The following is a 12,082-nucleotide window of genomic DNA, read 5'->3' as shown; positions in this document are numbered from 1 at the left end:
CCCGGCGATGACCGACACCAAAGCTTCGGCCGCAGCGGCCGTGATCCGCAGCCTCTCCGACCATTTCGGCGAGCGGCTGGCAACCTCAGAGGCGATCCGCGCCCAGCACGGCCGCGACATGTCGCGCCTTCCGGCCGCACTGCCCGACGCGGTCGTCTTCGTCGAGAGCGAGGACGAGGTGCGCAGCGTGGTGGCAAGCTGCTTCGCCCATCAGGTGCCGGTGGTGCCCTACGGTGCCGGCTCGTCGATGGAGGGGCATACCATCGCCGTCGCCGGCGGCATCTCGATCGACATGAGCCGGATGAACCGGATCGTGGCGATCCACCCCGAGGACGGCGACGCGGTGGTGGAGGCGGGCGTCACCCGCAAGCAGCTCAACGCGCACCTGCGCGACACCGGCCTCACCTTCCCGATCGATCCCGGCGCCGATGCCTCCCTCGGCGGCATGGCCTCGACCCGCGGGTCCGGCACGACCGCGGTGCGCTACGGCACCATGCGCGAGAACGTGCTCGGCCTGCGCGTCGTGCGCGCCGACGGCACCGTGATCCGGACCGGCACCCGGGCGCGCAAGTCGTCGACCGGCTACGACCTGACCCGGCTCTTCGTCGGCGCGGAAGGCACACTTGGGGTGATCACGGAAGTGACGGTGCGGCTGCACCCGATCCCGGAATGCGTCGCCTCGGCGATCTGCGCCTTCGAGACCGTGGAGGGCGCGGTCAACACGGTGATCGAGACGATCCAGCTCGGCGTGCCGATCGCCCGGGTGGAGTTCCTCGACGACACCGCGATCCGCGCGACCAACCTCTACTCCAAGCTCGGGCTGAAGGAGACGCCGACGCTGTTCCTGGAGTTTCACGGCTCGCCGGCGGGGGTCGCGGAGCAGTCGGAGACGGTGGCGGCGATCGCGGCGGAGTACGGCGGCTCCGACTTCGCCTGGTCGACCAAAGAGGAGGAGCGCTCCCGCCTCTGGCAGGCGCGCCACGATTCCATCTACTCCAACAAGGCGCTCCGGCCCGGCTGCGACTGCTACACTACCGACATCTGCGTGCCGATCTCGCGGCTTGCCGAGGCGATCGGCGACGCCAAGGCCGACATCGCGACCTCGCCGCTGATCGGCAAGATCATCGGCCACGTCGGCGACGGCAACTTCCACATCGCCTACCTGATCGAGCCCGACAATGTTGCCGAACTGGCCGAGGCCGAGCGCCTCGCCGACCGGCTGGTGGAACGCGCGCTCGCCGTCGGCGGCACCGCCAGCGGCGAGCACGGGATCGGGCTCGCCAAGCTCAAATATCTGAGGCCGGAGCACGGCGAGGCGGTCGACACGATGAAGGCGATCAAGGCCGCGCTCGACCCGACCGGGATCATGAATCCCGGCAAGCTCGGCCAAGCCGGTTAGGCAAGCCCCACAGCACCAGGAGGACCTCCCGTGCATTCGAGCCCCGTCATCGACGTCCACACCCACATGATGAGCCAGCCCTATCTCGATCTCCTGCGGGAGAAGGGCGCGCCGAAATACACCTTCCGCACCCTGCCGGAGGGCGGCGAGGTGGTCGACATGTACAATTCGCCGTTCCTGACGCTGTTTCCGGCGATGCTCGACTACGAGATGCGGATCAAGGCGATGGACCAGGCCCGGGTCGACATCGCGATCGTCTCGCTGACCTCGCCGAGCTGCTATTTCGGCGACGCCGACGTCAGCCTCCGCGCCGCGCAGATCATGAACGACAGCTTCATCGAGGCCCAGCGCGCCTATCCCGATCGCATCCGCTGGCTGTGCTCGCTGCCATGGCAGTATCCGGAGCTCGCCCGCCAGGAGCTGAAGCGCTGCCTCGACGCAGGCGCCGTCGGCGTCATGGTGATGGCCAACATCGACGGCAATTCGCTGACCGATCCCGCCTTCGTCGATGTCTGGCAGGCGATCGACGACGCCGCGCTGCCGGTGCTCATCCACCCGACCGCGCCGCCCGCCGTCGACAAGCTCGACATGCGCAAGCACAACATGGTGCCGCCGGTCGGCTTCGTCTTCGACACCACGATGGCGATCTCGCGGATGATCTACGACGGTTTCTTCGACCGCTTCCAGAAGGTGAAGATCATCGGCGCCCACGGCGGCGGCGCGCTGCCGTTCATCGCCGGCCGGCTCGATCTCTGCTACGACAACATTCCGACCTGCGCGGCCCATGCCGAGGAGCGGCCGACCCAGTATCTGCGTCGGATCTACGTGGACTCCGTCGTCCACCGCCAGGACGTGCTGCAGCTCTGCGTCAATGTCTGCGGTCCGGACAACGTGCTCTACGGCTCCGACTATCCGCACAATATCGGCGACATGACCGGGTGTCTCGCGAGGGTGGATTCGCTGGACGGCGATCTCCGTCACGCCGTGCGCGGCCGCAACGCGGAACGTCTGTTCAAGCTGTGAGGGGGGAGCTGCGGGCCGGCGGATCAGCCGCGCCCGAAGAACGGCACCCGAAGCGGCACGATGGTGGAATCGATCATCGTCACCTCATCGGGCAGGCTCGCCATCAGCACGACGATCTTCCCGATATCCTCTGGCTGGATCCGGTCCGGGGACGGCTGGTCGGTCACGCCTGGAACCAGGGATGAAACCGTCGCGCCGGGATGGAGCGCGGACGCGGCGATGTTGAAGTCGCGGCCATCGAGGGCCAGCGCGCGCGTCAGCCCCTCCAGTCCGAATTTGCTCGCCGTGTAGGCGGCCGAGTTCGGCCGCGGCCCCTTCGCCGAGATCGAGCCGATGTTGATGATCCGGCCGCCGCCGGCCGGCTTCATCAGCCGGATCGCTTCGCGGCTGCACAGGAAGGCGGAGGTGAGGTTGGTGTCGATCATCTCGCGCCAGCGCGCCAGGCTGATCTCGTCGGTGGGCGTCGCATCGGCAATGCCGGCATTGTTGACCAGGATCGCCGGCCGGCCCAGCCGCTCGACCGTCTCGCGGAACAGCGCGATCACCTGGTCCTCGCTGGTCACGTCGGCAGGAACGGCGATCGCAGCCCCGCCCTCCGCCTCGATTTCGGAGACCAGCTTCTCGAGCTTGTCCGCGCTGCGCGCCGCCACGGTCACGTGCGCGCCAGCCTTTGCCAGTTCCAGCGCAATACCCCGCCCGATGCCCGAGCTGGCGCCCGTCACAATCGCAACCCGTCCTTCGATCGAAATCACGATCCGTGCCTTCCCTGTCCCGCAGCCCTTTTTATCAGCCTTCCTGACATCTTAGCGGGCCGCGCACTCCTGAGAAAGAGAGGCGTCCGCCTCCTCGCGCGCATCGGCGTTGGTGGGTGATCGTGAAACCGGACCGTAGGGGACCTCTGCCACATCGATCCGGGGGTAACGACCGACTGCCAGGTCCAATACGGCCAAATTCCGTTCAGGCCGGCATCGTCGCCTGCATGGACGGGCGGCTCGAGAAGTCGGCGAACCAGGCCGCGAGCTTCGGGTGGCTGGAGCGCCAGTCCTTGTCGGCGAAGCGGAAGTCGAGATAGCCGATGGCGCAGGCCGCCGCGATCGCGCCGGCGTGGGCGCCGTTCGCCAGATCGTCCATCCAGCGCGCCTCCAGATCGTCGAGGCCGCTGTCGATCTTCTCCATCTGGCCCTTGTACCAGTCGTCCCAGCGCAGCTCTTCCGGGCGCAGCACCGCCTCGTAGCGGCACAGAAGCGCGGCATCGAGAACGGAATCGGCGAGCGCCTCCAGCGTCAGCACGCGGAAGCGCTCCGGCCCCGAACCGGGATAAAGGTCCGGCGCGCCGGCCATGGTGTCGACGTAGGCGCAGATCACTCGGCTGTCGAACAGCGGCGTGCCATCGTCGAGCAGCGCGGTGGGCACCTTCCCCGACGGGTTGTCGCGCACGATCGTCTGGTCGCGGTCGGTGGGCCACGCCTTGGACGGCAGCTTCTCCACCTGATCGGCGACCCCCTTTTCGTGGGCGGCGACCATCACCTTCCGGACATAGGGCGAGGCGGGCGAGAAATAGAGACGGAGGGACATGGTCGTTTCCTCTTCGAATTGCGGGTCTTGCGACTGCGGCCGGGCGTGCGCCGCCTCAATCGGCGGACATGGCGAGCGGGGGCTCGGCGCCGGCAGACAGGAGTTTGAACGCGGCGTCGGGATCGGCTTCGAGCCGGGTCACGAGCAGTTCGCCCGCATAGGCCACGTGCTCGTACATCACCAGTGCCGCCCGCTCGCCGTCGCCGCGCCGAAGCGCCCGCGCGATCCTGTGATGATCGTCGTGGGAGCGGTAGATGACGTCGTAGTCGTCCCACAGAATGACCCGGTCGGACACCATCGGAACGTTGTGGGTCCGGTCGACGAAGTCCCTGAGCCAGGGATTCTGCGCGGCCTCGAGAATGCAGTTGTGGAAGTCGACGTTCATCTTCCGGTAGGGCGGCAGGCGATCCGGATCCAGCCGTCCGACCGACAGAAGCTCGTCGCCACGCCGGACCAGCGCGTCCATCGTGTCGAGCACGCCCCGTCCGATGCCGCGACGCGCCGCCGCCCGGCAGGCCTGGGATTCCAGCACCGAGCGGATCTCGAACACGCTGCGGATGCTATCCACCGAGAACTGTTTGACCCGGTAGCCGCGGTTGGCCTCGTAGTCGAGCAGGCCATCGCGGGCCAGTGTCGCCATGGCTGTCCGGAGCGGCGTCCGCGACAGCCCCAGATCCTCCGACAGATGGTCCTGATGAACCCGGGCACCGGGACGGAGTTCGCCGGCGAGAATCATCTCGCGCAGCATCGCTGTCGCGGATTCCGCAGCTGTTCCGCCTTTCTCGCCCATTTGCGATCCCTCTCCTTGACCCCGGAACCATGCCGTGGCGCACCGGAGCTTGCAAGCCACCTCCCGCAATAATGTATCCATATTTTGCGTTTCAAGCGATTAAGGCTTGACGATACCCAATTAATGTATCCAAAAATGGGGAAAATATATATTTGGGAGGTCAGATGACGAAGCTAGCGCTCGTCACGGGAGCCGGCGGCGGGATCGGCAGTGCGGTATCCAGACGGCTTGCATCGGACGGCTTTCGCGTCCTCGCGACCGACATGTCGCTGCAGGCGGCCGAGAAGATCGCCGCGGAACTGACCGGCGGCCCTCACCCGTCCATGGCCCTCGACGTGGGAGACGAAGCGGCCGTCGCGGACGTCTTCCGGCGGGCGGAGGCCGAATACGGCGCGATTTCCGTCGTCGTCGCGGCGGCGGGCCTTCTCATTCTCGACGAGAGCGGCGCGCGCCGGCCGATCGTGGAAACATCCACGGAGGAATGGTCGCGGACCCAGCACGTCAACAGCACCGGCACCTTCTTCCTGGTGCGGGAATTCCTGCGGCTGCGTCAGACGACCCGGCTGGACGATGCGCGGTTCATCGCCTTCGGATCCGTTGCCGCCCAGCTTGGCGGCTACCGCTCGAGTTCGGCCTACATCACCTCCAAGAGCGCCATCCTCGGCCTGGTGAAGGCGGCTGCCCGGGAAGGCGCGCCGTTCGGCGTCGCCGTCAACGCGGTCGCCCCCGGCCTCATCGACGCGCCCATGCTGCGCATGTCGCTCGACCCGTCCGGCGACGCGGAGGTCGCCAAGGCCATTCCGCTCGGGCGCATCGGCACGCCGGACGACGTGGCCGGCGCAGTCTCGTTCCTTGCCGGTCCGGACAGCGCCTACATGACCGGCGCGGTGCTGGACGTGAACGGCGGCTACAGGATGCAGTGATGGCACGCTTCACGAGGTACGTGTCGCATTTCCTCGCCATTGTCGCCGCTGCCGCGCTCGGCCTGATGATGCTGCACGTCACCGCCGACGTCGTTGGAAAATACGCCTTCAACCACCCGATCCCCGGCACCGCCGAAGTGGTCGCCAGCTACTACATGGTCGCCGCCGTGTTCCTGCCGCTCGCCTGGGTGGAGATCAAGGAAGGCTCGATCCTGGTCGAGATCCTCTACGACCTCCTTCCGGCGCTCGGACGTCGCATCGCCCTTTTCCTCGCCACCGCGCTCTCGGCGCTGTTCTACGGCGGCCTCGCATGGCTCTCGTGGGGACCGGCGGTGACCGCCTGGCGCATCGGCGAGGTCGTCGAGGGCACCTGGCGCGTTGTGATCTGGCCGACCAAGTTCCTGCTGCCGATCGGGCTGGCGCTCGCCTGCGTGGTGATGGTGCTTCGCCTCGCGGAGATCCTGCGCGGCACCTACACGACCACCGATCCCACCTCCGATCCGGCCTGAGCGATACCATGGACCGTCTCGATTTCGGCATTCTCGGCATCGTCGTCACCCTGGTCGCCATCGGCTTCCGGGTCCCGATCGGGATTGCGATGGGGCTGACCTCGTTCGCCGGCATCTATCTGATGATGGGATCGATGCCGGCGATCGGCATCGCCAAGGCCATCCCCTACGAGATGATTGGCGACTGGAATCTGTCGGCCGTGCCGATGTTCCTGCTGATGGGCTACATCGCCTCGGGCGCGGGACTGAGTTCAGGCCTGTTCGATGCCGCGCGCGTCTTCCTGAAGCGGCTGCCGGGCGGCCTTGCGACCGCAAGCGTTGCCTCAAGCGCGCTGTTCGCCTCCGCCAGCGGCTCGAGCGTCGCGACGGCTGCCGCGTTCTCGCGGATCGCCATCCCCGAGATGCTGAAGGCCGGCTACGCCCCCTCGCTCGCGTCCGGTTCGGTGGCGGCGGCCGGCACGCTCGGCTCGCTGATCCCGCCGAGCGTGCTCCTCATCATCTACGGCCTGATGATGGACGTCTCGATCAACGCCCTGTTCATCGCCGCCCTGATCCCCGGCATCCTGTCCGGGATCGTGTTCGCGGTCATGATCACGGTCCGCTGCGCCCTCAACCCTGACCTTGCCCCGGCTGACCGCACCCACACGACGTGGCGCGAGAAGGGCCGGCTGATCCGCAAGACATGGCCGCTCCCGGTCCTGATCGCCGGCGTGCTGGGCGGCATCTTCTCCGGCATCTTCACCGCGACCGAAGCCGGCGCGGTCGGCGCTTTCCTCGCGTGCCTGATCGCGCTCGCCCGCGGCACGCTCTCGGTCAAGATGATGCGCAACGCGCTGATCGACACCGCGGTCAGCACGGCGGCGATCTTCATCATCGTCGTCTCCGCCGCGCTGTTCTCGCGCTTCATCGCGCTGTCGACCCTGCCCGTCGCGATCACCGGCCAGCTCGCCGGCCTGGATCCGACCGTGGTGATCATCCTGATCTGCCTGCTCTACATCGTGCTCGGCTGCTTCCTGGAGAGCATCTCGATCATCCTGCTCACCGTGCCGGTCCTCGCGCCCCTCCTGGGCGACATGAACGTGAACCTGATCTGGTTCGGCGTTCTGGCGATCAAGCTTCTGGAAACCGGACTGATCACGCCGCCGGTCGGCATGAACGTCTACGTGATCCGCTCCAGCCTGGGGCCGAGCATGCCGCTCGGAACCATCTTCCGCGGCGTGTCGTGGTTCATCCTCGCAGACGCCTTCACCATCGCCCTTCTGGTCGCCTTTCCGGTGATCACGCTCTGGCTGCCCGGCCTCGCCGACTAGCAGCCGCCAACCGAACCCCGACCGGCGAACCCGGCGGAGAGATAGAAAAACGGGAGGAACCTATCCGATGAAACGCATCCTGGCCGGGCTGGCCGTGACCAGCCTCACCATCGTGCCGGCGGCGGCGGAGACCTACATCGCCACCAACTGGCTGACGCCGGTCCACATTCTCAACGAGCAGCCATACCAGCGCTTCGCGGAGGACATCGCCAAGGACACCGACGGCGAGATCGCCTTCGAGGTCTATTCCAGCGGATCGCTGGTGCCGGCCAAGTCGACGATGCAGGGCATCCGCGACGGCGTTGCCCAGCTCGGCGTGGTCTATCCGGGCTATTCGCCCTCCGAGCTGCCGGTCAACAACGTCCTCAACGACCTGGTCTTCACCTCCGACGACGCCCTCGCGGCAGCCCTCGCCTACACCGAGGTCGGCATCACCAACGCGTCCGTCCAGGGCGAGTGGAAGAAGAACGGCGGCATCTTCGTCGGCGGCTATTCCACGCCGGTCTACAACTTCATCTGCATGCAGCCGATCCGCACCCCGGACGACGCCAAGGGCAAGAAGATCCGCACCGCCGGCGGCGCCCAGACCCAGTGGGTGGAAAGCCTCGGCGGCGTGCCGGTCTCCGTGCCGATCGGCGACGTCTATTCCGGCCTCAGCCGCGGCTCGATCGACTGCACGATGTCGGACCCGACCAACCTGGACAAGGGCAACAAGTTCTGGGAGGTCGCCAAGAGCGTGACCACGCTGCCGATGGGCGTGGTGATGGGCGCGACCTACGTCATGAACCCGAGCTTCTGGCAGGGTCTCTCCGAGGACCAGAAGAAGACGCTGCTCGACCATATGGCGCTCGGCGTGGCCCGCACCCAGGTGACCTACGCCGCCGACGTGGACGCGGCGCTCAAGGGCTCTGAGGAGCGCGGCCTGGAGATCATCGAGCCGTCGCAGGAGCTGACCTCCGCCCTCGACGCGTTCCAGTCGAACTTCGTCGAGGAGCTGCCGCAGAAGTCGGTCGAGACCCGCAGCATCGACGATCCGAGCGGCGTGATTGACGCCTTCCTCGCCGCCCAGACCGCCTGGAAGGAGAAGCTCGCCAAGATCGACCGGACCGATCCGGAGGCCGTCGCCGAGCTGATCCGCTCCGACATCTACGGCAAGCTCGACATGTCGAGCTTCGGCAACTGATGCGCCATCCGGAGGGGGCGGTCCGCCGTCCCCTCCCCTCTGTTTCCGACTCTTCCTGCCGCGAAGGCCTCCCATGACCGAAGCCCCTCTCTCGATCGTCACCGGCGGCGGTGCCGGCATCGGCCGCGCCATCTGCCAGACGCTCGCCCGCGCCGGCGACCGCGTGCTGGTGGTCGACCTCGCCGCGGAGCGTGCTGAGGAGACCGTTGCGCTGATCCGCGCCGACGGCGGAGACGCGGCGGCGGCGACCCTCGACATCACCGACGAGGCCGCGGTGGCGGCCCTCATCGACGGCGCCGGCCCGATCCGTCGGCTGGTCAACAATGCCGGCATCTTCGACGTGAAGCCGTTCGATGCGCTCACCGCCGACGACTTCCGCCGCATGTACGAGGTCAACCTCGTGGCGATGGCCGCGCTCTGCCAGCGCGCCGCCGCGAAGATGGAGCGCGGAAGCGCCATCGTGAACATCGCCTCGCGGGCGATGCTCGGCGCGAAGCAGTACATCCACTACGCCACCTCGAAGGCGGCGGTCGGCGGCTTCACCCGCTCGCTGGCTCTGGAGCTCGCCGAGCGCGGCATCACCGTCAACGCGGTTGCGCCGGGCGTGATCGAGACGGACATGCTGCGCGCGCGCTCCGACACCAACCTCGACGGGCTGCGCGCGATGCAGCCCGGCGGCACGCTCGGCACACCGGAGGACATCGCCGAGGCGGTGGCGTTCCTCGCCTCCGACAAGGCCCGCTTCGTCACCGGTCAGGTTCTGCTCGTCGACGGCGGCCGCTCGCTCGGCGGTTCACTCGGGATCTGAGGACGGCCATGACGCTTCAGGACAAGCTTTCCATCGTCACGGGTGCGGCCTCCGGGATCGGACGGGAAACCGCGCTCCTGTTCGCCCGGCGCGGCGCGCGCGTCGTCGCGCTGGATCGCGACGATGCGGGACTGGAGGCGCTCGCCGCCGACGCGGAGGCCCCGGTGGTCACCCGCACGATCAACCTGACCGACGACGGCCTGGACGCCGCCGTGAGCGACCTTCTCGACACCCTGCCCGGACGGTTGGACGTCCTCGTCAACAACGCCGGTGTCGGCGGCGGCGACTTTGCAGAGGCGACCGAAGACGCTGCCTTCCGGCGCTATTTCGACATCAACGTGATCCCCCTCTTCAGGCTGTCGCGGCTCGCCGTCTCCCGCATGCGCGACGGCGGCGGGGCGATCGTCAACGTCGCGTCGATCTACGCCGAGATCGGCGCCACCAGGAGCCCGGGCTACTCCGCCTCGAAGGGCGCGGTCGCATCCCTCACCCGGCAGATGGCGACGGACTACGGCCCCTACGGCATCCGCGTGAATGCCGTCGCTCCCGGTCTCATCGAGACGCCGCTGACCGCCGAGCGCATCCGCACCGAACTCTGGCGCCGGCAGATCTACGTCGACCAGTCGCCGATGCGCCGGGTCGGCACGCCCGCAGACGTCGCCCGCGCCATCGCCTTCCTAGCGAGCGACGACGCCGGATTCGTCAACGGCGAGACGCTGCGCGTCGACGGCGGCTGGGCGATGGGCCGCTACCCGAGAGAAGAGTCCTCGCTATGACCGCCCCCTCCCCCGAGCCGGCTTCCAGCTACGACCTCGTCGTGTTCGGCTCCGGCGCCGCCGGCATGGCCGCAGCGCTCACCGCCCACCACGCCGGCCTGACCGTCGCGATCTTCGAAAAGGACACCCATTTCGGCGGCTCCACCGCCATCTCCGGCGGCGCGATCTGGATTCCCGACAATCCGAAGATGCGGGAAGCCGGGATGGAGGACAGCCGCGAGGACGCGCTGCGCTACATCGCCCACGAAGCCGGCAATCGCCTGAAGCCGGACCTCGTCCGGGCCTTCCTGGAGGCGGGTCCGGAAATGGTCACCTTCATGGAGGCCAATACCGAACTCCAGTTCGAGCACCGGGCCTATTCCCCCGATTATCATTCCGACAGTCCGGGCGCCGCGATGGGCGGCCGTGTTCTGGATGCCAAGACCTATGACGGGCGCGAACTGAGCGCAGAGTTCAAACGCCTGAAGCAGCCGATCAAGGAGTTCACCGTCTTCGGCGGCATGATGCTGAACCGGTTCGACATCGGCCATTTCATGAAGATGACCCGGAGCCGTGCTTCCGCCGTCCATGCGGCGCGCCTGCTCGCCCGACATCTGAAGGATCGCACCCGCTATGACCGGGGCGCCCGGCTCGTTCTCGGCCAGGCCGTCGCAGGACGGCTGGCCGCCTCGGTGATAAGGGCCGGAATTCCGATCTTCACCGAGGCAGCTCTTGCCCGCCTCCAGGTCACCGACGGTCGGGTGACCGGCGCGGTCCTCGCCGATGGCCGCGAGGTCAGCGCCCGGTGCGGCGTTGTGCTCGCGACCGGCGGTTTCCCGGCCAACCGCGAGCTCCGGCAGCAGACGATGGGGCACGTCGCGCAGGGCGCGGCTCACTATTCCATGTCGCCGAGGCCGGCGACCGGCGGAGCGATCGCCGCGGCCCGCGCAATCGGCGCGAAGTTCGAAACGTCCAACAAGCATGCCGGTTTCTGGGCGCCGGTCTCGCTGATCCCGGGGCCGGATGGGCCACGGTCGTTCCCGCATCTCTTCCTGGATCGGGCCAAACCCGGGGTGATCGCGGTTACTCCCAGCGGCCATCGCTTCGTGAGCGAAGCGGTTTCCTACCACGACTTCGTCTCCGCGATGATCCTTCACGAACTGAAGTCGGCCTGGCTGGTGGCAGATCACCGCGCGCTCAGGCGTTACGGCCTCGGTGCGGTCCGTCCCTTCCCGGCACCGTTCGGAAGACATGTCCGCTCCGGATACCTGAAGAAGGGCGCAACGCTTCGCGATCTTGCGCAGCAGATCCAGGTGCCGGCAGAAGCCATCATTGAAACGGTGCGCCTTTTCAACCAAGACGCGGCGGCCGGCGAAGACACCGCATTCGGCAAGGGATCGACCGCCTATCAGGCCTATCTGGGCGATCCCGACAACCAGCCGAACCCGTGCCTGCGGCCCCTCGACCAGGGTCCCTATTACGCGATCCAGCTCTTCCCCGGCGACATCGGCACGACCATGGGACTTGCCACCGACGCGAGCGGCCGGGTCCTGACGCCCGAAGGCCGTATCCTTCCCGGCCTCTATGCCTGCGGCAACGACATGAACTCCATCATGGCCGGCGCCTATCCCGGTGCGGGGATCACCCTCGGGCCCGCGCTCACCTTCGGCTATATCGTCGGAAAAAGTGCGGCTGACAGCGCAGGCAACCGGGGGAACAGCTGACGGTCGAGCCGCACCCCCGCGGTCACGAAGATCAGGGCACCCATAGTTCGATGATGGATCCCGCAGATCCGTCGGATCCTCGC

General features: G+C 67.5%; 12 protein-coding genes. 9 read left to right on the top strand and 3 right to left on the bottom strand.

Features of this window, described 5'->3' with window-relative positions:
* Positions 1 to 7: 7 nt before the first annotated feature.
* The gene (locus J2S73_RS05135) at positions 8 to 1,399 is read left to right on the top strand and encodes an FAD-binding oxidoreductase (protein WP_306884363.1); all 1,392 of its coding nucleotides are present in this window, start codon (positions 8 to 10) and stop codon (positions 1,397 to 1,399) included.
* Positions 1,400 to 1,429: 30 nt separating this feature from the next.
* Positions 1,430 to 2,422 (top strand): amidohydrolase family protein, encoded by a 993-nt coding sequence (locus tag J2S73_RS05130; protein ID WP_306884362.1) that lies wholly within the window; start codon positions 1,430 to 1,432, stop codon positions 2,420 to 2,422.
* A 23-nt stretch (positions 2,423 to 2,445) separates the two neighbouring features.
* Here the strand turns inward: J2S73_RS05130 and J2S73_RS05125 are convergent, their stop codons facing one another.
* From J2S73_RS05125 to J2S73_RS05115, 3 genes are all read right to left on the bottom strand, one after another.
* Positions 2,446 to 3,174 (bottom strand): SDR family NAD(P)-dependent oxidoreductase, encoded by a 729-nt coding sequence (locus J2S73_RS05125; protein ID WP_306884361.1) that lies wholly within the window; start codon positions 3,172 to 3,174, stop codon positions 2,446 to 2,448.
* Positions 3,175 to 3,379: 205 nt separating this feature from the next.
* Entirely contained in the window at positions 3,380 to 3,997 is a 618-nt protein-coding gene (locus J2S73_RS05120) for a glutathione S-transferase (RefSeq protein WP_306884360.1), read from the bottom strand.
* A gap of 55 nt (positions 3,998 to 4,052) precedes the next feature.
* On the bottom strand, positions 4,053 to 4,787 hold the full coding sequence (locus tag J2S73_RS05115; protein ID WP_306884359.1) for a GntR family transcriptional regulator: 735 nt from the start codon (positions 4,785 to 4,787) through the stop codon (positions 4,053 to 4,055).
* 164 nt (positions 4,788 to 4,951) lie between these two features.
* Here J2S73_RS05115 and J2S73_RS05110 point away from each other — a divergent pair, with 164 nt between their 5' ends.
* The 7 genes from J2S73_RS05110 (at position 4,952) to J2S73_RS05080 (ending at position 11,999) form a co-directional block, all read left to right on the top strand.
* Complete coding sequence (locus J2S73_RS05110) at positions 4,952 to 5,710, top strand: SDR family NAD(P)-dependent oxidoreductase (RefSeq protein ID WP_306884358.1); 759 nt, start codon at positions 4,952 to 4,954, stop codon at positions 5,708 to 5,710.
* On the top strand, positions 5,710 to 6,219 hold the full coding sequence (locus J2S73_RS05105; RefSeq protein WP_306884356.1) for a TRAP transporter small permease subunit: 510 nt from the start codon (positions 5,710 to 5,712) through the stop codon (positions 6,217 to 6,219). Before J2S73_RS05110 ends, J2S73_RS05105 begins: the two co-directional genes overlap by 1 nt.
* Before the next feature lie 8 nt (positions 6,220 to 6,227).
* On the top strand, positions 6,228 to 7,529 hold the full coding sequence (locus J2S73_RS05100) for a TRAP transporter large permease (RefSeq protein ID WP_306884355.1): 1,302 nt from the start codon (positions 6,228 to 6,230) through the stop codon (positions 7,527 to 7,529).
* Positions 7,530 to 7,596: 67 nt separating this feature from the next.
* Positions 7,597 to 8,712, top strand: a complete 1,116-nt coding sequence (locus tag J2S73_RS05095) for a C4-dicarboxylate TRAP transporter substrate-binding protein (RefSeq protein WP_306884354.1) — start codon at positions 7,597 to 7,599, stop codon at positions 8,710 to 8,712.
* Positions 8,713 to 8,785: 73 nt separating this feature from the next.
* Positions 8,786 to 9,520, top strand: coding sequence for an SDR family NAD(P)-dependent oxidoreductase (locus J2S73_RS05090; protein WP_306884353.1), 735 nt, complete (start codon positions 8,786 to 8,788; stop codon positions 9,518 to 9,520).
* Between the two features lie 8 nt (positions 9,521 to 9,528).
* On the top strand, positions 9,529 to 10,296 hold the full coding sequence (locus tag J2S73_RS05085) for an SDR family NAD(P)-dependent oxidoreductase (RefSeq protein WP_306884352.1): 768 nt from the start codon (positions 9,529 to 9,531) through the stop codon (positions 10,294 to 10,296).
* Positions 10,293 to 11,999 (top strand): FAD-dependent oxidoreductase, encoded by a 1,707-nt coding sequence (locus tag J2S73_RS05080; RefSeq protein WP_306884351.1) that lies wholly within the window; start codon positions 10,293 to 10,295, stop codon positions 11,997 to 11,999. The genes J2S73_RS05085 and J2S73_RS05080 overlap by 4 nt, the downstream gene beginning before the upstream one ends.
* Positions 12,000 to 12,082 lie beyond the last annotated feature (83 nt).

This window comes from Amorphus orientalis (assembly GCF_030814015.1).
In the GTDB taxonomy this organism is placed as follows: Bacteria; Pseudomonadota; Alphaproteobacteria; order Rhizobiales; family Amorphaceae; genus Amorphus; species Amorphus orientalis.
This window is presented reverse-complemented; position numbering and strand designations above follow the sequence as displayed.